The sequence below is a fragment of the Duganella dendranthematis genome (assembly GCF_012849375.1).
GTDB classification, from domain to species: domain Bacteria; phylum Pseudomonadota; class Gammaproteobacteria; order Burkholderiales; family Burkholderiaceae_D; genus Rugamonas; species Rugamonas dendranthematis.
The window spans coordinates 5,032,735-5,055,664 of sequence record NZ_CP051684.1; the positions used below are offsets into that span (position 1 = coordinate 5,032,735).

At 64.4% G+C, this 22,930-nt stretch carries 16 protein-coding genes and 1 pseudogene; 10 read left to right on the forward strand and 7 right to left on the reverse strand.

What is annotated here, in order from left to right; genetic code table 11:
- Window positions 1-7 precede the first annotated feature (7 nt).
- Both ligD and HH213_RS23150 read left to right on the forward strand, forming a co-directional pair.
- Window positions 8-2,512, forward strand: coding sequence for a DNA ligase D (gene ligD / locus HH213_RS23145; protein WP_169113792.1), 2,505 nt, complete (start codon window positions 8-10; stop codon window positions 2,510-2,512).
- 74 nt (window positions 2,513-2,586) lie between these two features.
- A complete protein-coding gene (locus tag HH213_RS23150) occupies window positions 2,587-3,075 on the forward strand; it encodes an Imm44 family immunity protein (protein ID WP_169113793.1) in 489 nt (162 codons plus the stop codon).
- Window positions 3,076-3,089: 14 nt separating this feature from the next.
- Here the strand turns inward: HH213_RS23150 and HH213_RS23155 are convergent, their stop codons facing one another.
- Window positions 3,090-3,326: a hypothetical protein gene (locus HH213_RS23155; RefSeq protein WP_169113794.1), complete on the reverse strand. Its 237-nt coding sequence runs from the start codon at window positions 3,324-3,326 to the stop codon at window positions 3,090-3,092.
- Window positions 3,327-3,438: 112 nt separating this feature from the next.
- Between HH213_RS23155 and HH213_RS23160 the strand changes: the two are divergent.
- Window positions 3,439-4,838 (forward strand): annotated as a pseudogene (locus HH213_RS23160) (aminotransferase-like domain-containing protein).
- 28 nt (window positions 4,839-4,866) lie between these two features.
- On the opposite strand, the gene ku reads toward HH213_RS23160, so the two are convergent.
- Complete coding sequence (ku, locus tag HH213_RS23165; RefSeq protein WP_169113795.1) at window positions 4,867-5,880, reverse strand: non-homologous end joining protein Ku; 1,014 nt, start codon at window positions 5,878-5,880, stop codon at window positions 4,867-4,869.
- A gap of 3 nt (window positions 5,881-5,883) precedes the next feature.
- Complete coding sequence (locus HH213_RS23170) at window positions 5,884-6,777, reverse strand: SDR family oxidoreductase (protein ID WP_169113796.1); 894 nt, start codon at window positions 6,775-6,777, stop codon at window positions 5,884-5,886.
- A gap of 180 nt (window positions 6,778-6,957) precedes the next feature.
- On the opposite strand from HH213_RS23170, the gene HH213_RS23175 reads away from it, so the two are divergent.
- The gene (locus tag HH213_RS23175; RefSeq protein WP_229263120.1) at window positions 6,958-8,442 is read left to right on the forward strand and encodes a GGDEF domain-containing response regulator; all 1,485 of its coding nucleotides are present in this window, start codon (window positions 6,958-6,960) and stop codon (window positions 8,440-8,442) included.
- Here the strand turns inward: HH213_RS23175 and HH213_RS23180 are convergent.
- The gene (locus HH213_RS23180) at window positions 8,439-9,575 is read right to left on the reverse strand and encodes a thiolase family protein (protein WP_169113797.1); all 1,137 of its coding nucleotides are present in this window, start codon (window positions 9,573-9,575) and stop codon (window positions 8,439-8,441) included. The genes HH213_RS23175 and HH213_RS23180 overlap by 4 nt on opposite strands.
- 88 nt (window positions 9,576-9,663) lie before the next feature.
- On the opposite strand from HH213_RS23180, the gene HH213_RS23185 reads away from it, so the two are divergent.
- A complete protein-coding gene (locus tag HH213_RS23185; RefSeq protein WP_169113798.1) occupies window positions 9,664-10,230 on the forward strand; it encodes a TetR/AcrR family transcriptional regulator in 567 nt (188 codons plus the stop codon).
- Between the two features lie 4 nt (window positions 10,231-10,234).
- On the opposite strand, the gene HH213_RS23190 is transcribed toward HH213_RS23185, so the two are convergent.
- From HH213_RS23190 to HH213_RS23200, 3 genes are all read right to left on the reverse strand, one after another.
- Window positions 10,235-10,603, reverse strand: a complete 369-nt coding sequence (locus tag HH213_RS23190; protein WP_110848200.1) for a VOC family protein — start codon at window positions 10,601-10,603, stop codon at window positions 10,235-10,237.
- An 87-nt stretch (window positions 10,604-10,690) separates the two neighbouring features.
- The gene (locus HH213_RS23195) at window positions 10,691-11,599 is read right to left on the reverse strand and encodes a sensor domain-containing diguanylate cyclase (RefSeq protein WP_169113799.1); all 909 of its coding nucleotides are present in this window, start codon (window positions 11,597-11,599) and stop codon (window positions 10,691-10,693) included.
- A 66-nt stretch (window positions 11,600-11,665) separates the two neighbouring features.
- On the reverse strand, window positions 11,666-12,928 hold the full coding sequence (locus tag HH213_RS23200) for an EAL domain-containing response regulator (protein WP_169113800.1): 1,263 nt from the start codon (window positions 12,926-12,928) through the stop codon (window positions 11,666-11,668).
- Window positions 12,929-13,235: 307 nt separating this feature from the next.
- Between HH213_RS23200 and HH213_RS30580 the strand changes: the two genes are divergently transcribed.
- The 5 genes from HH213_RS30580 (at window position 13,236) to HH213_RS23225 (ending at window position 22,916) form a co-directional block, all read left to right on the forward strand.
- Window positions 13,236-15,680, forward strand: a complete 2,445-nt coding sequence (locus tag HH213_RS30580) for a hybrid sensor histidine kinase/response regulator (protein WP_169113801.1) — start codon at window positions 13,236-13,238, stop codon at window positions 15,678-15,680.
- Window positions 15,677-16,285, forward strand: coding sequence for an ANTAR domain-containing response regulator (locus HH213_RS23210; RefSeq protein ID WP_110848196.1), 609 nt, complete (start codon window positions 15,677-15,679; stop codon window positions 16,283-16,285). Before HH213_RS30580 ends, HH213_RS23210 begins: the two co-directional genes overlap by 4 nt.
- Before the next feature lie 97 nt (window positions 16,286-16,382).
- The gene (locus HH213_RS23215) at window positions 16,383-18,029 is read left to right on the forward strand and encodes a SulP family inorganic anion transporter (RefSeq protein ID WP_169115342.1); all 1,647 of its coding nucleotides are present in this window, start codon (window positions 16,383-16,385) and stop codon (window positions 18,027-18,029) included.
- A gap of 87 nt (window positions 18,030-18,116) precedes the next feature.
- A complete protein-coding gene (locus HH213_RS23220) occupies window positions 18,117-20,681 on the forward strand; it encodes an ATP-binding protein (RefSeq protein WP_169113802.1) in 2,565 nt (854 codons plus the stop codon).
- Between the two features lie 51 nt (window positions 20,682-20,732).
- A complete protein-coding gene (locus HH213_RS23225) occupies window positions 20,733-22,916 on the forward strand; it encodes a two-component system response regulator (RefSeq protein ID WP_169113803.1) in 2,184 nt (727 codons plus the stop codon).
- Window positions 22,917-22,930 lie beyond the last annotated feature (14 nt).

Here is a 22,930-nt window from a genome sequence, read left to right on the forward strand (position 1 = left end):
TGGCGGAATGAATGATTCGCTTAAAACCTACAAGGCCAAACGCAACTTCGCCATCACCCCTGAACCTGCCGAAGGCGGCGACGAGGGCAGGGAGGCGCTGACGTTTGTCATCCAGAAGCACTGGGCGACGCGCCTGCACTACGACTTCCGTCTCGAACTGGACGGCGTGATGATGAGCTGGGCCGTTCCCAAAGGCCCCAGCTACGACACGCACGACAAGCGCATGGCGGTGCACGTCGAGGATCATCCCATCTCCTACAATGATTTTGAAGGCACCATCCCGCCCAAGCAGTACGGCGCCGGCAAGGTGATCATCTGGGACAAGGGCACCTGGCATCCGCTAGACGATCCGCGCAAGGCACTCAAAGCGGGTAACTTGAAATTTGAAATCCACGGCCACAAGATGCATGGCCGCTGGGTACTGGTGCGCATGAAGGGCAAAGGCGAAAAGCAGGAGCCCTGGCTGCTGATCAAGGAGAACGACGAATACGCGCGGCCGGCAGCGGAGTTCAGCGTTGTGGACGAGATGCCCGACAGCGTCAAGGCGCTGCCGATGCCCGCTGGATCGGCGCCTGCCGCCGTGCCAGCAGCGCCTCCTCGCGCCGGCGCCGCCGAACGCGCCGCGCCCAAAGCCGCGCTGCCCGAGACGTTATCGCCCCAACTGGCCACGCTGGTCGACGCCCCGCCCGCCGCAGCGGAAGACTGGATATTCGAAGTCAAATTCGACGGCTACCGCATCCTGGCCCGCATCGACGGCAAGGACATCCGCCTGGTCACCCGCAACGGCAACGACTGGACGCACAAGCTGCAACCGCTGCACGCGGCGCTGAGCAAAATGAAACTGCCGTCCGGCTGGTACGACGGCGAAATCGTGGTTCACGATGACAACGGCCGCCCCGACTTCGGCCTCCTGCAAAACGCTTTTGACAAAGACAATCCCGGCGACATGGTCTACTTCATCTTCGACCTGCCATTCCACAATGGCCGCGACCTGCGCGACGTACCACTGGAACAGCGCCGCGCCGAACTGGAAAAAGTCCTCGCCAAGCGCCAGACCGACACGGTGCGCTTCAGCGCAGCACTCAACGCCACGCCACAGGACATGATCGCCGCCGCCTGCCAGATGGGCCTCGAAGGCATCATCGGCAAACGCCGCGACTCGCGCTACACCGCGCGTCGCACCGGCACCTGGATCAAACTGAAATGCGGCCAGCGACAGGAATTCGTCATCGGCGGATACACCGATCCGCAGGGTACGCGCAGTGGCTTTGGCTCTGTGCTGCTCGGCACTTACGACAAGGACGGCAAACTGCAATACGCCGGCAACGTCGGCAGCGGCTTCAATGCTGCCACGCTGGACGACCTGAAAGCCAAAATGGACAAACAGGCCGCCGACAAAAGCCCTTTCGCACCGAGCCGCGACATCGATAAGAAAGCGCACTGGCTCAAACCCGTGCTAGTGGCGGAAGTGGCCTTCGGCGAGTGGACGCATTCGGGCTCGATTCGCCACGCCGTCTTCAAGGGCCTGCGCAAGGACAAAAAAGCCAACGCCATCGTGCGCGAACAACCGGCGCACATCAAGGAGGAACCCGCGATGCAAACCGCCGTTGAGGGCACGCTGCCCAAGTCACTCAAGATCACCAATCCTGACCGCGTTATCGACAAGCAAAGCGGCGCCACCAAGATCACGCTGGTGCGCTACTACGCGCTGGTGGCGCCGCTGATGCTGCCGCATCTCAAAGGCCGCCCGGTATCGCTGGTGCGCGCGCCGGAGGGCGTGGGCGGAGAACTGTTCTTCCAGAAGCATGCGGAAGTGTCACGCATGCCGGGCGTGAAGCAGTTCAGACAGTCGCTGGACCCGGACCATCCGCCGATGCTGGAAGTGCCGACGGAAGAGGGCTTGCTCTCGGCCTCACAAATGAACGTGGTCGAGCTGCACACGCAAAACGCCAACGGCAGCAGCTACGAAAAGCCCAACCGCATGATCTTCGACCTCGATCCGGGCAAGGGCGTCACATGGGATCAGGTGAAGGAAGCAGCGCAACTGATGCGCGCTTTCCTGACCGAGCTTGGTCTGCCGGCCTTCCTCAAAACCAGCGGCGGCAAGGGATTGCACGTCGTGGTGCCGATCAAGCCAGGCTATGGATGGGATGATGTGAAGTCCTTCTCGCAAGCCATTGTCGCGCACATGGCGGAGACCATACCGGAGCGCTTCGTCCTGAAGAGCGGTCCGCGCAACCGCGTCGGCAAAATCTTCATTGACTACCTGCGTAATGGACGCGGTGCTACCACAGTCAGCGCCTGGTCGGCCCGCACCAGGCCGGGCCTGGGCATTTCAGTTCCAATCACGTGGGAAGAGTTGGATAGCCTGCAAAGCGCAGATCACTGGAACGTTACCAACGTCCACACGCGGCTCGATGTCGGCAACACGCCGTGGGACGACTACGCCAAATCCGCCAAGGGGCTGGCCTCCGCCATGAAGCGAATGCAATTCAAGCCTGGGCAAGGCTAAGACTCGGCGTACATTTTTGACAAGAAAGCTGCTATGCTCCAGCAAACTTTGGATTCGACGTGGAGCATGTGCTAGTGCAATTTGATATAAAAATTAGATGTGGTGGGGAAGTGAAGTGGGCCGGGCATATTGATAATGGACCCGTCTATTACGGCGGCCCGCCACCGGAAACCGGAGAGTGGAAGTTATGTACTGGCAAGATCAAAGATTATTTCAACGCTACCTTTACAGACAAATCGTACGGCGAATCGATTGATATGTTCGTTCTAGGGTTTGAAATCGCTGATTTGGAGGGCTGGGGTGAGCTTTTCAACTCGTCGAGTCGCTATACCAGCTATCGTCCAAAGATGAAATTAATGCTTTCAGTAGGCCAAATTAACTGGCCTGACGTGAAAGATTTGTCAGCGCAAGATCAATTCAAGATATTCGGCGAAGTTTTATTGCAGTCAATTGCACGCGTAGCTGAGATGAAGAGAAAACCGAGAGATTTTGACTCAGCCGCATTTTCTCTAGACATGGCACATCTACTCGCCCAGTGTCCTCTTGCCGAAGTCGAGGCATAACGCCGCTTCTGCCATCAAGGGAAAGTCAGATCCATCCCGAGCGTCTTGACAACGATGAAGGTGACCAATCCCAACCCTAGCAGCGCTAGCACGAAGAATGCGGCAATCTTGCCGGCCGCGCGCAGTACTGCGCGCCGTTCCTCGATCTTCCCCTTCTTCCCTTGATCGTAGTGCCACTTGATGGCGTAGAACATGCCCGTGCCGAGCACGCCAAGTTTGAATATAACGAAGACTATCGGTATCCAGTCCATTTGCATCTGCCTATAAAAGAGGAGCGAGTGTCAGCGACTACCATGCAAGCATGGTGTTACTGCACCTTATGAGGCATACTACTTTAAAGCAATTTCCATACATTGAGACAAAATGTCCCAGTTGAAAGCCATACAAGATGAGGATGTGCCAGTCTGGCTGCCGCGATTGGCCGTGCATGGCGGACCACGTTTTTTGCAGATTGCGGATGCGTTGCAGGCGGCGCTGGTCGACGGATCGCTGAAACCGGGTGACCGCCTGCCGCCGCAGCGCCAGTTGGCAGCGCAGCTGGACGTTGACCTGACGACGGTCACGCGTGCTTACGACGAAGCCCGGCGCCGCAACTTGCTGGAGGGGCGCGGCGCGCGCGGCACCTATGTCGCGGCGTCGAAAGTCGAGTTGACCGCTATCCTCGATCTGAGCATGAACACGCCACCGCCGCCGGACGGCGTGGACTTCGACGATATGTTGAAACAAGGTTTGTCCCAGGTGCTGATGAGGGCAGACAATGAATTGCTGATGACGTATCACTTGGCCGGGGCAGTGACTCCGACCGTAAGGCTGGCGCCAAGTGGCTGGAACCGATGTTTGGACAGCTGGATGCGCGGCAGGTGCTGGTCTGTCCCGGGGCGCAAGCGGCGATCGCCGCATTGATCCTTGCGCTGACGGAGCCTGGCGATGTGATCCTGGCAGAGCCAGCCAGTTATCCCGGCTTGCGTGCCGCCGCGACCCAGTTCGGCCGGCGCATTGTTGCGGTGGCTGCGGACCAGCACGGCATGGTGCCTGCAATGTTGGAGGATGCGTGCCGTCAGCACAAGCCTGCGCTGCTGTTCCTCAATCCGACCTTACAGAATCCGACCGCCGTCACCATGCCGGCGCGCCGGCGCAAGGAGCTGGCCAGCATCGCCAGCGGCTGCAATGTGCGCATTATCGAGGATGATCCCTACTGGCTGCTCGCCGATGCGCCGCCGCCGCCAATTGCCACGTTTGCCCCGGGACAGGTGTACTACATCTCAACCCTGTCGAAATGCCTGACGCCTGGCTTGCGCGTCGCCTTCGTGCTGATACGCGACCCGCACGAACGCGAACGTTTCCTTGTTGCGCTCAGATCATTTGCCCTGATGGTCGCGCCATTGACGGCCGCGCTGGCGACGCAGTGGATACTCGACGGTTCGGCGGACGCATTGATGGAAGGCGTACGCCAGGAGGCGCGCCTGCGTCACCGGATGGCGCGGGATATTCTGGCGGGGCGGTACAGTGGTGCCGGAGACGGCCTGCATATATGGCTGGAGTTGCCGGGGTATTGGAACTCCTCGCAGCTTGCCCGCGCAGCCGAAGGCGAGGGCATCGCCGTCACGCCGGCAGAGGCATTCGCAACTGGCAGCGCATCCGTGAATGCGATCCGGATCTCCCTGGGCAGCATCAAGGACCGTGCACGCTTGCAGGCGGGGCTGCAACGGCTGTCCTATCTGCTGGCACGGCGGCCCGAGTCGTTCAGCGCGGCGGTGGTTTAAAGCGCAGCGGGCCGCAGTCACCTCGTGGTTAGGCAGCCTTGCGGCTGGCTGCCGGCGCGCGTGCAGCCGGCTTGGCGCTCTTCGTGGCGCGCTTTGCTGCCGGCTTGGCTGCTGGTTTCGCCGCCGGCTTGGCGCTGGTCGCGGGAGCGGACTTCACGGCTCGCGGCTTAGGCTTGGCCGCGACTTCCTCTCCCTCGTCTTCGTCCTCGGCCGGACGCGCCTTCGCGGCAGCCCCTTTGCCGCCACGCTTGCCCAGGCTGTTTTGCAGCAGCGCCACCAGATCCACCACATTGGATGCCTTCGGCGCGCTTGGCTCGGCCTCCGGCGCGGTAATGGTCTTGGTTTGGCCGGCCTTGATCTTTTTCTTGACCATGGCCAGCACGTCTTCCTTGTAGGTGTCGTGGTACTGCTCCGGCTTCCATTCCTCGCTCATGCCGTCCACCAGCGACAGCGCCATCTTTAGCTCCTTGTCGCTGATGCCGGCCGCTTTCAAAGTCGCGGGTGGCAGTTTCAATTCCTCGGCGCTGCGGATCTCGGTTGCGTAGCGCAGCGTATTGAGCACGATCTTGTCTTCTACGCACACCAGTGCACACAGGTGCTGCTTGGTACGCATCACCACCGTGGCGATGCCGATCTTGCCGGCCTTGCGCAAGGTTTCGCGCAGCAGCGCGTAGACCTTGTTGCCGCCCTTTGATGGTGCGAGGTAGTAGGGCGTCTCGTAATACGTCAACGGCACATCGGCCGCTTCCACGAACGCCACGATGTCGATGGTCTGGGTCGCTTCCACATTGGCGCGCTTCAGATCCTCGTCCGACAGCACCACGTACTCGTTATCCTCGTACTCGTATCCTTTGACGATATCGTCCCAGGTCACCTCTTTGCCGGTCTTTTTGTTATAGCGCTTGTAGCCGACCGGCGAAAAATCGCGCCGGTCCAGCATGGTCAGGTCCAGGTCATGCTCCTGCACCGCCGTGTACATCTCAACCGGAATATAGACCAGACCAAAGCTGATCGCCCCTTTCCACAACGCGCGCGCGGCCATGACTTAACCACCCACCGAACCGGTCACCGGCAGCACTATGCCGGTGATATAGCTGGAGCAGCAAGGCGCCGCCAGAAACACATACGACGGCGACAGCTCCTGCGGTTGCGCCGGACGTTTCATGTCGGTGTCGGCGCCGAATTTGACGATATCTTCAGGCGATGCATCCGCCGGATTCAAGGGCGTCCACACCGGTCCTGGCGCCACCGCATTCACACGAATGCCTTGCTCCAGCAGGTTGGAGGCCAGCGACTTGGTGAAGGCGTGAATCGCGCCCTTGGTGGTGGCGTAGTCCAGCAGGTTCTCCGCGCCTTGCAGCCCGGTCACGGAACCAGTATTGATGATCGCCGCACCGCGCTTCAGATACGGCAGCACCGCCTTGGCCATGTGGAAGTAGCCATACACATTGGTTTTCATGGTCAGGTCGAAGCGCTCTTCGGTCAGGTTGGTCAGCTTTTCCTCGTGTTGTTGAAACGCCGCGTTGTTGACCAGGATGTCCAGCCGGCCAAAGCGCTCGTGCGCCTGATGGGCCGCCTCGCGGCAAAACGCGGTGTCGCGCACGTCGCCCCGCAGCAGCAGGCAGGCCTGGCCTTCTGCTTCCACATAGCGCTTGGTGTCCTGCGCATCCTGATCTTCGTTCAGATAGACGATGGCGATGTCGGCGCCTTCGCGTGCATACAATACCGCCACCGCGCGGCCAATGCCGGAATCGCCGCCGGTAATCAGCGCCGCCATGCCGGCCAGCTTGCCGCTGCCGCAGTAGTCGGGCGCAAGAAACTCGGGTTTTTGCTGCATGTCCGCTTCCAGCCCCGGCTTGTCCAGGTGCTGGGCCGGCAGCGGCGTGCCGGGATAGATGTGCTCGGTTGTTTGCACCGGCGCGCTTTCCGATTGTGACATGGTGCTCTCCTAATACACGAACGCCCAGTATTGGCGCGGGCCGGTTGCATGACGGTACGCTTGTTCACATAGTGCGCGCTATCATAAAATTTTTGCAAAAAGATTGCTAATCTTGAACTCTATGGCACACTATCGTTCGAGGAACAAACAAAACAAAAAAGATACTAGGGGAGTCACACCATGTCGCAAGTCTACAGCCGGTCGAACAGCACGGGCATCTTCTTCAATCCGGGCGCCGAGCGGCGCGCGGAATTCCAATCCTGCTGTGGGGAAATGTTTTCCCAGCTGTTGCTGTGCGACCATGTGGACGCCGTCGGCGCCGCCTTGGCCAAGCGCGAGGCGGACCTGTTGATCCTCGACCTCAACGGTTTTGATCACCTGAACCAGTTGTCCGGCCTCGGCGCGCTGATCCGTGGCCGCGCCGGCGCGCCGATCCTGGTGCTGTGCGCTTACGAACATAGCGCCTGGTTGCCGGAACTGATGGCTTACGGCAGTTTCGATTACCGCATCTGCCCAGTGCTGAACGACGAGTTGCAACAAGCCGTGGGGCAGGCGCTGACGGTGCCGGCCGATCCGGCCGCCGCCATGCAGCAAGAGCTGCTCGACAAGGAAAAGGAGCTGCGCGACCTGCTGGGCGTGCAACGCAGCCTGCAACGCGCGCTGGCCGGCATCGACACCATTAACACCATGGCCTCGCAAATTTGCCTAGCGCTGTGTAACTTCCCTGGCGTGCGTCATACCTCGGTGCTGCATGTGAAAGAGCGCGGCGATCTGCAACTGGTGGCGCAGGAGGCCCGCAACCACCTCGATCTGGGCCGCTTGCTGGAGCGGCGCGACCATCTGCTGCAATCACCGCTGCGCGACGTGTTCCCGGCGCTGATGGCGGCGGCGCGCGGCGAAATGGTGTTGCTGGATGCGCCGGAGAAGGCCGGTGATCCGGAACTGGCGATGGCGCTGCATGATCGCAATGTGCGCATGGTGCTCGCCCTGCCGCTGTGCGCCGAGCCGGGTGGGCCGAAGATGGGCGCCATCTGTCTGATGTTCGACCGTCACATCAGCTTTACGCGTGAGCAGTTTGCCTGCTTCGCCAGCCTGGCGCAGTTTGTCAGCTTCGGCATCGGCATGAGCGAATTAAAACATCGCAACGATGCGCTCGCCGGCCAGTTGTCGCAAATGAGCACGGTGGACGCGGTCACCGGCGCCGGCAACCGCCGCGCCGGCGAGGATGCGCTAGACAACGAAATCCGCCGCGCGCGCCGCTATGGCCTACCGCTGGCGGTGCTGTCGTTTGACGTTGGCAGCTTCCAGTCGTCCAACGATTTATACGGCGCGCCGGTGGGTGAGGCGGCGCTGCGCAAGATCGCCGAAACGGTGCACGGCCGCCTGCGCACCTCGGACACGCTGGCGCGCATGCGCGGTGAAGAATTCCTGATCGTCGCCACCCACACCAATTCGGACGATGCCTTGCGGCTGGCGGAAAAACTGCGCGGCGCGATTGCGGAAACCGATTTGCCGCTGGTCGGCCACGGCGCCGCTGTCAGCATTGCGCTGAGCGTGGCGCAGGTCGGCGCGGAAGAGGGTAGCGACGCGGTGCTGGATCGCCTCGACACCGCGCTGCACCGCGCCAAGCGCGCGGGCCGCAACGGCATCGAGTTGGCCGCCTAAATTTTTTCCAGAATGGTAGCGATACCCTGGCCGCCGCCGATGCACTGTGCGGCCAGCGCGTAACGGCCGCCGGTGCGTTTCAGCAGCGCCGCCGCCTTGCCGGTGATGCGCGCGCCGGTGGCGCCCAGCGGGTGGCCGATGGCCATGCCGCCGCCGTCGATGTTCAACACCTCCGGCTTGATGCCTAGCTCCCGCACGCAGGCCAGCGCCTGCGAGGCGAAGGCTTCGTTAATCTCGGCGACGTCGATGTCTGATGCCGTCAGGCCGGCCAGCCGCAGTGCCTTCTGCGTCGCGGGAATCGGACCGATGCCCATCAGCGCCGGATCGCAGCCCACCGCCGCCATCGAGACGATGCGCGCGCTTGGCGTCAGGCCATGCTTGCGGGCGAATTCCTCGGTGGTCACCAGCACCGCCGACGCCCCATCTGTCAGCGGCGACGAGGTGCCGGCGGTAACCACGCCATGTTCCGGATCGAAGACCGGCTTCAACGACGCCAGCGCTTCCAGCGTGGTGCCGGGGCGGATACAGCCGTCTTCCGCAATCACGTCGCCGCTGGCGGTGGTGATCGGGACGATTTCATCGTTCAGCAAACCGGCGGCGCGGGCGGCAGCGGCCTTCTGGTGCGATTGCAGCGCCAGCACTTCCTGGTCGGCGCGCGACACTTCGTATTTGCGGGCGACATTTTCGGCGGTGTCGCCCATGCTGATGTAGGCGTCGGTTTCCGCCAGCAGCTGCGGATTGGGCGAGAAGTTAAAGCCGCCTTGCGGCACCATGGTCATCGATTCCACGCCCACGCACAGATAGGCTTCACCCAGGCCGGCCTCAATATTGGCGGCGGCGATGTGGACCGCCGACATGGACGAGCCGCAGAAGCGGTTGATGGTCATGGCGCTGACTTCATGCGGAAAGCCGGCCAGCAGCGAGACGATACGCGCCAGGTTGTTGCCCTGCGAGGACTCCGGATAGGCGCAGCCGAGGATGACGTCGTCCAGCAGTTTTGGATCGACGCCGGTGCGCTCGATCAGGCCCTTGACCACTTGCGCGCCAAGGTCGTCGGGACGGACTTCGGCCAGCTTGCCCTTGCGGGAGAAGTGGAACGGCGAACGGGCATAGGCGCTGATAACGGCTTTCATGGTGGGTTTCCTTTTGATGATGATCGCAATGATTGATATATTATGCTCGTACTGTATAATGTCAATAGATTAGAAGTAGGAGTCCAAAATGAAAGTGAGCAGGGAACAAGTGGCGCTCAACCGTGAGCGCATCGTGGAAACCGCCGCCCGGCTGTTCCGCGAAAAAGGCTATGACGGCATCGGCGTGGCCGATCTGATGAAGAGCGCCGGCCTCACGCACGGCGGCTTTTACGGTCACTTCGACTCGAAGGAGGATTTGCTGGCTGAAGCGGCCGCGCACGCGCTGAGAAAATCGGTCGAGCGCTGGGAAGGTTATTTGTCAGCTGGCCCTGACGTGGCGCTGGAAAAAATCTACGACGGCTATCTGAACGAGCAGCATCGCGACCATCCCGAGCTTGGCTGTGCGGTCACTGCGCTGGGTCCGGACGTGGCCCGCCTCGGCCCCAAGGCGCGTCACGCCATGACCGAAGGCGCGCGCAGCCAGATGGCGATCCTGGAACAGCTGATGCCCGGCGCCGACGCCGCCGAACAGCGCAAGCAGGCGCTGGCCAACTATGCCGCCATGGTCGGCGCCATCGTGCTGTCGCGCGCGGTGGATGACGAAGCGCTGTCGCTGGAAGTGCTGGCGGCGGTCAAGGACACGCTGCCCGGCTGACAACTTATTGGCCGGCCGGCGGTTGCCACAGTTCGACCTTGTTGCCCTCGGGGTCGACCACCCAGCCGAATTTACCGTATTCGGAATCGTCGGTCTTGTCGAGCACCTGGCAGCCTTCCTCGCGCAGCGCTTGCAGCAGCGCGCTCAGGTCGTCGACGCGGTAGTTGATCATGAACGGCGCGGTGCTCGGCGCGAAATGGTCGCCGCCGCTCTCGCCAATCGACCAGATAGTGGTTTCCGAACCCTGCCAGGTGAACGCCGCACCGCCCCAGACTTGCACGTCGATGCCCAGATGCTTTTGATACCAGGCGCGCAGCGCCACAGGATCTTTCGCCTGGAAGAAGATGCCGCCAATGCCGGTAACGCGCTTCATATGACCTCCCCAATGATCGTGGCCGCCCCGCCAGCCGGTGCAGCGTGCTGTCACGATAATCGAATGCGGGCCGGCGCGCAACCGCGCCTAGCGGTGGCGGTCGCCGGAAAACTGGTAGCGGTCCTTGCCCGTCGCCTTGGCCTGGTACATGGCGCGGTCGGCGCGCTGTAGCAGCTGGTACGGGTCGTCGTCACGGCGATCGAAGAAGGTGACGCCGATGCTGGCCGACACCTGCGCACGGCGCTGACCGCATTGCAGCCCCTGCCGGCAGGCGCCACGCAGCCGTTCCAGCAACGCGATGCAGTCGGCGATGCTGGCCAAATTCTGCAACACCACCACGAATTCGTCGCCGCCGACGCGCGCCACGGTGTCGCTCGCGCGCACCGCCTGCGTCATGCGCCTGCCCAGGGTCACCAGCAAGGCGTCGCCGTGCGCGTGGTCGAAGCGGTCGTTGACCGCCTTGAAGCCGTCCAGGTCCAGGTACAGCACCGCCAGCGTGCTGTGCTGGCGCGCCTGTGCCATGGCCTGGCGCAGGCGGTCCATCAGCAGGCGCCGGTTGGGCAGGCCGGTCAGCGCATCGTAGTTGGCCAGTTGCTCCAGCCGGCTATTATGTTCCTTCTGCAGCGTGACGTCGGCAAAGAAGCCAATGTAGTTGCTGACCGCGCCATCGCTGTCGCGCAGCGCGCTGATGGTCAGGGTTTCCAGATAGAGTTCTCCGTCCTTGCGGCGGTTCCATACTTCGCCTTCCCAATGGCCGCTGGCGCCTAGCGTCTGCCACATGGCCCGATAAAAGTCCGGCCCCTGGCGGCCCGATTGCAGCATGGCGGGGGTGCGGCCCACGACCTCGTCGCGGCTGTAGCCGGTGATGCGGGTGAAGGCGGGGTTGGTGTCGAGGATCTCTCCCTGCACGGACGTGATCAGGATGCCCTCGCGCGCCAGCTCGAAGGCGCCGGCGGTCCGGCGCAGCCGCGCCTGATACTGTTGGCCGCTCAGCATGTTGCCCACCCCATGGCTGAATCATTCAACAAAATCGGCCTCGATCGTGGCGCATGCATGGCGACCTCAGTGCTGCAGCATCTCGGTCGGCAGGGTCGGCTTGGCGATCCAGCGCAGCAGCTCCGCCTGCGGCAGCGGCACGGAGAACAGGTAACCCTGCGCCGCCGGGCAGCCGATGTGGCGCAGCAGCCGCAGTTCGGCTTCCTGCTCGATGCCCTCGGCCACCACCTGCATGCCCAGCCGACGCCCCAGCGCCACCATCGCTTCGAGCATGGTGCGCGCCTTGCGCGAGCAAACCAGGCTGGCGACGAAGGAGCGATCAATCTTGAGTTCGGTGAAAGGCAGGCTGAGCAGCAAAGCCATTGACGAATAGCCGATGCCGAAGTCATCGACCGCAAAGCGGAAGCCGCGCAGCCGCAGGCGGGCGGCGCAGTCGCGCACCAGTTGCGGGTTGCGCGCCATGGCGGTCTCGGTCAGTTCCAGCGTGACGCGGGCGGGGGCAATGCCGTGCCGGTGGACCATGGCCAGCAGGCGATCCGGCAGGCCCGGATCTTCCAGCGTGTGCGGCGCCAGGTTGAGCGCCATCGACAGCGGTTCCGGCCCCCAATCCGCGGCGTCGGTCAGGGCCTGTTCCAGCAGCTGGTAGGTGAGGGTGTCGATCAGCGGGCTGTCTTCCATGGCGCCGATGAAATGGGCCGGCATCAGCACGCCGTCCGGCTGGCGCCAGCGCGCCAGGATTTCCACGCCGAGCAGCGCGCCGCTCGTCAGGTCGACCTTGGGCTGGTAGTACGGCACAAACTCGCCGTTCACCAACGCCTGCTGCAGCGCGGCCCGCGCTGGCGGCGTGGCCGGCGCCAGCGGCTGGGCCGGCGCCAGTGGCGCCAGCGCCGCGCCGCACTGCGTCAGCAGGGATTGCACCGCCGCCAGCGACAGCGGCTTGGTCAGCCGCTCGAGCACGATGGCGCCGCGATCGGCCAGCGCGTGTTCGACCGTGCTCATAATGGCCGGTTCGGCGCCAGAGACGATGGCGAAGGCGCCGATATCGAAGGCGGCGGCGCGGTGCAGGAATTCGACGCCGTCCATGCCTGGCAGGCTCAAGTCGCTGATGACGAGATCGCAGGGCGTCGCGGCCAGGTGGGCCAGCGCGGTCCAGCCGTCGGCGGCCACCAGCAATTCGCGCACGCCGAAATGGCGTAGCGCCGCCGTCAGCAGCTCGCGCTGGACGGCGTCGTCCTCGACCAGCAGCACGCGCAGCGCGGCGGCGGCGGGGATGGGCAATACATCGGGCGGCGCGCTGACGAGCGGCGCGGGGGCGGACAGGGTAGACATAGGGCACTCCGGTTCAGGCGGCGGACCACGCGCAGCGTGGCAGCATCACACAACAACGGCGCAATAGAGGGCCGTGGGAACCAGCAGCGGGCCGGCGCGGGCCAGGCTGGAGATCTGACACCGCGCAGCACGACGGCAAAGGGGCCGGCGCCGCAAACGCGGATATTCAACTAGATTCATGGTACTGCATTAATTGACTTGGCGCAATATTTATTCCGGGATGGCGTTGCGGCCAACCGACAGCCGGGCCCGTCAACCGCCGGGCGGCGGCCGGGCATGGTATGGTGAAAAAAACCCCTTGCTCCCTATGCCCGAAGCCCGCCGATCCCGCCGCCTGGTCCTTGCCACCGCCGCCGCCTTGCTGCTGACGCTGACGGCCGCGTTGTCGTTCGTGCTGTACCAGGACCGCCAGGGCGAGCTGGATGACTGGCAGGTGCAATTGAACAATACCGCGCTGCTGCTGGCGCAGCAGACCGCCAACTCGATGGGGGTGGCCGACCTGGTGCTGGACGCCATGCTGGAGCGCATACGCCTGCTGGAAGTGAATGACGACGCCGGACTGCGCGCGCAACTGGGCACCGAGGCCGAATTCCACCGGCTGGTCGACCGCAAACGGGTGGTGCCGCAGCTGGACGTGGCCACCGTGGTGGCGGCCAACGGCGATATCGTCAACTTCAGCCGCAGCTACCCGGCGCCGGCCATCAACCTGGCCGACCGCGATTACTTTGCCGCCCACCGCGACCAGCCGCAGCTGGGCGTGTTCGTCAGCCGGCCGGTGCGCAACAAGGGCAATGGCGAGTGGACCTTTTACCTGAGCCGGCGCATCAGCGCCGCCGACGGCCGCTTTCTCGGACTGGTGCTGGTGGGCGTGTCGTGCCGCCAGCTGAGCGATTTCTTCAGCAAGATCAACCTGGGCGACGACGCCAGCGTGACGCTGTACCGGCGCGACTTCAGCATGCTGACCCGCTGGCCGCAACTGGACGCGCAGATGGGCCTGCCCAACCGCGGCGGCAGCACCTACGAGGTGATCGAGCGCCAGCGGCGCGATCACGGCGTGGTGGTGGTCGACACCCCGCGCCAGGCCCAGGGACGGCAGCCGGTGCGACGCATGGGGGCGGTGCGGCTGATCCCGAATTACCCGATGATCATCAACGTCACCGTCACCGAAACGCTGTTCCTGCAGCAGTGGCGCACCTTGCTGATGCAGCTGGCGGCGGTGGGGGCGCTGTGCGCGGCGGCGGTGGTGGCCACCTTCGCCATCCTGCTGCGCGAGATGCGGCGGCGCGATGTCGCGGTGCGCCAGCAGCGCGACCTGAAAGCCGAGGCCGACGCGGCCAACCGCGCCAAAACCGACTTCCTGGCCATGATGAGCCACGAAATCCGTACCCCGCTCACCGCCGTGATCGGCTTTGCCGAACAGCTGGAGCAGGTGCGCGCGCTGGCCGAGGCGGAGGAACTGGGCGGCATCATCGCCCGCAACGGCCACCTGTTGCTGGCGCTGATCAACGATATCCTCGACATGACCAAGGTCGAGGCCGGCAAGCTGGTGCTGGAACAGGTGCCGTTCGCGCCCGCCGAGGCGCTGACGGCGGTGGGCCTGCTGATGCGGGGCCAGGCCGAGCAGCGCGGCATCGGCCTCGCAGTGGCGGTCCAGCCCGGGTGCCCGGCGGCGGTGCTGGGCGACCCGACGCGCTGGCGTCAGATCCTGATCAACCTGGTGTCGAACGCCATCAAGTTCACCGAACATGGCCAGGTGACGGTGAACGTCTGGTATCAGCCGGGACCGCAGCAGCTGTGTTGCGAGGTGGCCGATACCGGCATCGGCATGGCGCCGCAGCAGGTGACGCAGCTGTTCAAACCATTTGAACAGGCGGACAGCAGCATCGCGCGCCGCTTCGGCGGTTCCGGCCTGGGCTTGTTCCTGGTGCGCCGTCTGACGCAGGCCATGGGCGGCTCGGTGACGGTCGACAGCCAACCCGGCGCAGGCACCCGCGTCCTGGTGCAGGTGCCGGCGCCGCTGGCGGCCCTGGCGCCGGCCGCGACGCCGGTGCCGCCACCACCGGCGCAAGGATTGGCCGGCAGCGTGCTGGTGGTGGAGGACGGCGAGGACAATCGGCGCCTGCTGAGCGCCATGCTGGCGCGCAAGGGCTTGCAGGTCCAGTGCGCGGCCGATGGCGCCGAGGGCGTAACGCTGGCGCTGGCGGCGCCGCCGCAGCTGATCCTGATGGACATCCAGATGCCGGTGCTGGACGGCATCGGCGCAACCCGACAGCTGCGCGCGGCCGGCTACCACGGCCCGATTGTGGCGCTGACCGCCAACGTCATGGCCGACGACCGCGCCCGCTATGCGGCCTGCGGCTTCGACGCCTGCCTGGCCAAGCCGATCGAGCGCCAGGTCTTTGAACAGACGCTGGCGCGCTTCCTGCCGGCCGCCCCGGTGCAGGCGACGTTTGCCGACCTGCCCGAGTTTGCCGCCATCCGCGCCGCCTTCCGCGGCGGCCTGGTCGCGCGTCTGGCCGGGCTGCGGCGCGCGCTGGGCGAGGGCGACCTGGCGGCGATGCAGATGGAAGCCCACACACTGAAAGGCTCGGCCGCCACCTTTGGCTGCCCGGCGATTGGCGCCGCCGCCGCCATCCTCGAACAGGCCTGCCGCGCGGCGCAGCTGCCGGCGGTGGACGCCGCGCTGCAGGCGCTACACGCGGCAGCCGCGCGCGAAGCCCCCGAACTCGATTTCCAGGAGCATGCCCCATGAATCTACCCGCCGATACCACACCGCTAATCCTGCTGGTGGACGATGATCCACTGATCCTCGGCCTGCTGGCGCGCGCGCTGGAGGCTGCCGGCCTACGCGTGCGGCAGGCCGGCAGCGGCGGCCAGGCGCTGGCGCTGCTGGCCGACCACAGCGTGCAGCCGCAGCTGGCGGTGCTGGACATCACCATGCCCGGCATGTCCGGGCTGGAACTGGCGCGGCAGATGGGCGACATACCGTACATGTTCCTGTCCGCCAACGATGACGCCGGCATCGCCGAGCAGGCGGCCGCGGCCGGCGCGGTGGGATTCCTGCTCAAGCCGATCGATCCGGCCCAGCTGCTGCCGGCGGTGCGGGCGGCATTGGCGCGCGGCGCCGAGATCCAGGGCTTGCGCGCCGAAGAGGCGCGCCTGGGCCAGGCGTTGCGCGACGGCCGCGAAACCGGCATGGCGGTCGGCATGCTGATGGAGCGCTACCGCATCGACCGCCACGCGGCGCTGCGCATGTTGCGTACCCACGCGCGCTCGCAGCAGCGCAAGCTGAACGATGTGGCCACCGCGTTGCTGGACGCCGCCGAAACGCTAAACGCGCTCACACCGCGCGCCTAGCGGGGTTCTGATATGCGATTTCCGCATATCGATAGAGAAAATTTGCATGAAGCCCGGCCGTCACCCTACACTGCTGGTTTTCCGCACGGGGACCAAGATGCTGCAATGGCTGAAGCACTACCGGCGCGACCAGCTGCCTGGCGACATCAGCGCCGGGCTGGTGGTGGCGATGATGATGATCCCGCAGGGCGTGGCCTACGCCGTGGTGGCGGGGCTGTCGCCAGTGGTGGGCCTGTACGCCAGCATTCTGCCGCCCATAGTCTATGCGCTGTTCGGCAGCAGCATGACGCAATCGGTCGGCCCGATGGCCATCATTTCGCTGATGACGGCCGCCGTGATCGGCCCGTTGGCGCCGGCCGGGTCGGCGCTGGCCGGCGTGCTGGCGGCACAACTGGCGCTGGTGTCCGGCGCGGTGCTGCTGCTGTGCGGCCTGCTGCGCATGGGCTTCCTGGCCAACTTCTTTTCGCGTCCGGTGATGAGCGGCTTCACGGTCGGTTCGGCCATCGTCATCGCTTACGACCAGCTGCATACGCTGCTGGGCGCCGAGCTGCCGCATGTGCACACGCCAAGCGCGGTGCTGGGTGTCTGCACCTTGCTGTTGCTGGTGCTGTCGCGCCAATATCTGGCCGGGCTGCTGAGGGTCTGCGGCCTGCCGCCGGTGGTGGCCGATATCGGCGCCAAGCTGGCGCCGATGGTGGTGGTCCTGGGCGGCATCGTGCTGATGGCGACCACCGGCCTGGCCGAGATGGGCGTGCGCACCACCGGCGCCATTCCGGCGGGCCTGCCGCATCTGAACCTGGCCACCTCCAGCCAGCACTGGCGCGCGCTGCTGCAACCGGGACTGCTGATCGGCTTCATCGTGTTCCTGATGTCGATGTCCGGCGCCCAGGCGCTGGCGCTCAAACGCAACGAGAAGCTGGTCAGCAATCATGAATTGATCGGCCTGGGCGCGGCCAATGTGGCCAGCGCGCTGTCGGGCGGTTTTCCGGTGACGGGCAGCCTGTCGCGCTCCGCCGTCAACTTCGCGGCCGGCGCCAACACGCCGCTGGCCAGCCTGATCACCGCCGGCTTGCTGGCCGGCGCGCTGCTGGCGCCGACCGGCTGGCTGGCGCTGCTGCCGATGCCGGTGCTGGCGGCCACCATCATCGTCGCCGTGCTGGGCATGCTGGAACTGGGCATCCTGCGCACCGCCTGGGAATACGACCGTGGCGATGCGCTGGCCTGGGGCGCGACCTGTCTCGGCGTGCTGGTGATGGGCGTCGAAGCGGGCGTCGTGGTCGGCGTGGCGCTGTCGATGGGCACCCTGATCTGGCGCGCCAGCCGGCCGCACATCGCGGTGCTGGGCCGCATCGCCGGCACTGAGCATTTCCGTAATATCGACCGCTATCCGGCCGAGACGCAACCGGAATTGCTGGTACTGCGCATCGACGCCAATCTGTTCTTCGGCAATATGGAAGCAGTGACCGGTCGCATCGAATGCGAGCTGGCCACGCACCAGAGCGCGCGCCACCTGCTGCTGGTGATGACGGCGGTCAGCTCGATCGACACCACGGCGCTGCTGGCGCTGGCGGAATTGAACCAGAGCCTGAAACGGCGCGGCATCGGCTTGCACCTAGCCGAGGTCAAGGGGCCGGTGATGGACCGCCTGCGTAATAGTACGTTGCTACAGCAACTGAACGGCAAACTGTTCCTCAGCACCGCCAACGCCTTCGATCAATTACATATCGCTAAGGATGTTGCTTAGCCGCAAATATGCATGGACTTCATGCTGGATTGAACCTATGATCTAAGACGTTACTATCAAGATTAACCTCAGAAGAATGGTTTGCCGATGTTGGTCCGTCTTGCCCGCCGTGCCGCAAAAGTCTCCATCGCCGTCTTCGTCAGTGTGACGCTGACGGCGGTGGTCACGCTGGTATTGACCACCTTCGCGCTGTACTTCTACCATGTCGAACGCGAACAACGCTGGGAGCAGTTGCGCAAAACGCTGGCCAACAGCGCAGACGAACTGGCGGCCGCCGTCGCGCTGCCGGCCTGGAATTTCGACGAGACCCAGATCGTCACCATCATGAAGAGCGGTTTGAGTAACCGTGACCTGTACGCCAGCGCTGTGGCGCCGGTGGCCAGCAGCCATCCTTTCATCCTCACCCGCAATGAGCAGGCGCAATTGGTGCCGGCCGAGCGCCTGCCGGCCGATCCCGAGCTGTTGTCCGAGCAGCGGCCGATTGTGGCGGGTGGGCAGAATATCGGCACCATCACCGTGTACGCCTCGCCGGCGCAACTGGTGGTGCAGCTGCGCCAGCGCCTGTACACCATCGCCGGCCTGATTTTCGTGCTGGACGTGACGCTGGTGCTCAGCCTCTACCTGCTGCTATGGCAGCTGATCCTCAAGCCCCTGACCAATATTGAACGCTACGCCGCCAGCGTCAAGGCAGGCCAGAATTCCGGCGTGGAGCCGCCGCGCGACTGGTACAGCGGCGAACTGAAAACCCTGAATGCCTCGATCCGCGAAATGGTGCGCCTGATGGAAAGCCGCTACGTCGCCATGCACGCCAGCGAGGAGCGCTTGCAGATCGCCTCCGGCGCCGCCGCCATCGGCATCTGGGACTGGAACATCGTCAACCGCCAGATGGTGTGGGATGAGCAGATGTACCGCCTGCACGGCATGGAAGGCCGCAAGCTGGACGACCCGTTCGAGGCCTGGCGCAAGATGGTGCACCCGGACGATGTGGTGCCGACCGAAATGCTGTTGCAGCAGGCGCTCAATGGCACCGCTGAATTTGATATCGAATATCGCCTGATCTGGGCCGACGGCACGGTGCACTACATCAAGGCCGACGCCATGACTTTCCGCGACACCGACGGCCACGCGATGCGCATGGTGGGCGTCAACTACGACGTCACCGACAGCCGCACGGCGGAGCAGGAACTGCGCCGTCACCGCATCCACCTAGAAGAGCTGGTGGCCGAGCGCACCAATGCGTTGTCGGTGGCGGTGCGCCAGGCGCAGGCGGCCAACCGCGCCAAGAGCACCTTCCTGGCCAATATGAGCCACGAGCTGCGCACGCCGCTTAATTCCGTGATCGGCTTCTCGCGCCTGATGGCCGACTCCAAGAACATGCTGCCGGAAGAGAAGCGCAACCTGGCCATCATCCACCGTTCCGGCCAGCACCTGCTTACGCTGATCAACGATATTCTCGAACTGTCCAAGATCGAGGCCGGCCGCGCGGTGCTGCAGACGGAAGTGGTGCAGCTCAACGACATGCTGCAGGAAGTGCTGGACATGGTCAGCATGCGTGCCGTGCAGACTGGCGTCGAGCTGGTGGTGGATAGTGTCGGCCTGCCGGCCAGTGCGCGCGTGGACGGCACCAAGCTGCGCCAGGTGCTATTGAATCTGATGTCGAACGCGGTCAAGTTCACCGCGCAGGGCAAGGTCACGCTGAAGGTGCGTGGCGCCTCGCGCAACGGCCAGTGCGAACTGACGTTTGCGGTCATCGACGATGGCCCCGGCATCAGCGCGGAAGACCAGTTGCGCATCTTCGAGCCGTTCATCCAGGCCGAGGGACCGGGCGCGAAAGAGGGGACCGGCCTTGGCCTGACCATCTCGCGCGAGTTCGTGCAGCTGATGGGCGGCACGCTGGCGGTGCAATCGGCGACGGGGCAGGGCGCGACCTTCTACTTCACGGTCGGCGTGCAGGTGGCGGACCAAGCGCCGCAGCCCGGCGAGGACGAAGTCACCGCGCTGGAGCCGCAGCAGCGCCGCCGCATCCTGGTGGCGGACGATAACGCCGATGGCTGCGCACTGATGGAAAGCCTGCTGAAGCCACTCGGCTTCGACGTCGCCGTGGTGGGCGACGGCGTGCAGGCGCTGGCCATGGTGGACGTGTGGCAGCCGGACCTGGTGTTCATGGACTGGCGCATGCCGGGGCTGGACGGCATCAACGCCACGCGCCAGATCCGTGCCAATCCCGAGATTGTGCAGCCGGGTATTGTGATGCTGACCGCGTCGGCCTTTGCCGAGCAGCGCGAGGAGGCGCTGGCCGCCGGCGCCGATGAATTCATGCGCAAACCGGTGGAGCAGGCGCAGTTGTATGCGGTGCTGGAGCAGCAGCTTAATCTGCAGTTTGTGCGCCGTCACCGCGCCGCCGTGCGCCGCTTGCCGCCAACGCCGCTGGAACCGGGCGATTTGCAGCGGCTCGATGCGGCGCTGCGCGAGGAATTGAAAGTCGCCTTGCAGGAGCTGAACCTGGCGCGCGTGGCGGGGCTGCTGGAGCCCTTGCCGCCAGCGCTGGCCGACGTGGTGGCGCGCATCGAGCACATGGTGCAGCTGCACCAGTATCCGCAGTTGTGCGCTTTGCTGGACGACGCCGGCAACGAATTGGAGCCTATCGCCTGACGGGTATATTATAGTAGTGAACAGATGGGCAAATTGGCGAAAGACTTTTACATGCACCGGGATTTGTCGGAACAACACACCAAGGGCGAAGTGCTGATCGTGGAAGACACGCCGGCCTCGCTCAAGCTGCTGAGCGATCTGCTGACGGAGGCGGGCTACTACGTGCGCCAGGCCCCCAATGGCGAACTGGCGCTTTGGACGGCGCAATCGCGGCCGCCGGAGCTGATCCTGCTGGACGTGCGCATGCCCGGCATCGACGGCTTTGAAGTCTGCCGCCGGCTCAAGGACAATCCGGACCTGAACCAGGTGCCGGTGATCTTCCTGTCAGCCCAGCATGACACCGACGATAAAGTGCGCGGCTTTGCGCTGGGCGCGGTCGATTTCATCGCCAAGCCGTTCCAGGCCGAGGAAATCCTGGCCCGCACCGACGCTCATGTGCGGCTGGGACGCGCGCAGAAGGCGCTGGCGGAAGAGCGCGCGCTGCTGGAAGAGCGCGTCGCCGAACGCACCGCCGAACTGGCAAAGGAAATCGAACAGCGCCGCGCCAACGAGGAATTCCTGCGCCTGGCCAGCCAGGTGTTCGAAGCGACCCAGGATGCTATCGTCGTCACCGATCGCGAAGGCCGCATCGTCGCCACCAATCCCGCGTTTACGCACATCTCCGGTTACACCAGCAAGGAAGTGCTGGGCCAGAACGCCAACCTCCTGCTGGCTAGGGAACCGGACCTTGCGGCGTTTGACGCGCTGGTGCAGTCGGTCACCAAGACCGGCCACTGGTCGGGCGAGATCCTGGCGCGCCGCAAGAACGGCGAAACCTATCCGGGCCTGCTGAGCGCCTCCGTGGTGCGCGACGCGCAGGGGCAGGTGGTCAACCACGTGGCGGTGTTCATGGACATCACCGAGCGCAAGGCCGAGCAGCACCTGATCGATTTCCTGTCCAACCACGACGCCCTGACCGGCCTGCCGAACCGCCTGCTGGCGCGCCAGCGCTTTGCGCAGACGCTCAACGCGGCGCGGCGCGAGGGCCGCTGCGTGGCCGTCATGTGCCTGGACCTGGACCGCTTCAAGAGCATCAACGACTCGTATGGCCACGACATGGGCGACAAGGCCTTGCAGGTGGTCTCGCATTATCTGACCGAGACAGTGCGCGAAGGCGATACCGTGACCCGCCAGGGCGGCGACGAATTCCAGATCATCGTCGCCGACGATGCGCAGCTGAGCGCCACCATGGCGCTGGCGCAGAAGATCCTGGCCGGCCTGCGCAAGGAGCTGGTGATCGACGGCCAGCAGATCACCGTCACGTCCAGTATTGGCATCGCCGTCAGCCTGACCGATGGCGAGAGCTTCGATGAGCTGGTGCGCAACGCCGACACGGCGCTGTTCCGCGCCAAGGAAATCGGCCGCGATAACTACGCTTTCTTCACCGAGCGCATGGACGCGGAAATCCGCGACAAGCTGGCGATCCAGAGCCAGCTGCGCGGCGCCATCGCGCGCGACGAATTCGAGGTGCACTATCAGCCGCAGGTTTGCCTGAAAACCGGCGCGGTGGTCGGCGCCGAAGCGCTGCTGCGCTGGGATAACGCGGTGCTGGGCAAGGTGCCGCCCAACCGTTTCATCCCGCTGGCCGAAGAATATGGCCTGGTTAACTCCATCGGCGAATGGGTGCTGGAAAGCGTCTGCGCGCAGATGAAGGTCTGGCACGAGCAGGGACTGGGCAAGATCAAGGTGGCGGTCAATCTGGCCGCCGGCCAGTTCGCCAACGACGCCACCGTGCCGTACGTGGAAAGCACGCTGCGCAAGTTCGGCGTGGCGCCGGAATATCTGGGCCTGGAAATCACCGAAGGCACGGTGATGGGCGATCCGAATAAAGCCGTGGCGGCGCTGCGCCGCCTGAAGGACATCGGCGTCAGCATCTCGCTGGACGACTTCGGCACCGGCTATTCCAGCCTGAGTTATCTGAAGCGTTTCCCGATCGATGTGCTGAAGATCGACAAATCCTTCGTCGACGACGTTACCACCAACAGCGCCGATGCGGCGATTGCGTTGTCGGTGATCTCGCTGGCGCACAACCTGAATATGCGCGTCATCGCCGAAGGCGTGGAAACCCGTGAGCAGATGGAGTTCCTCACCGCGCGCGGTTGCGACGAGATGCAGGGCTATTATTTCAGCCGTCCGATCAACGCGGAAGGCTTCACCGCGCTGATGCGCGAACGCCGCAATCTGTTGACCATGTAATCAATCATCTCCTG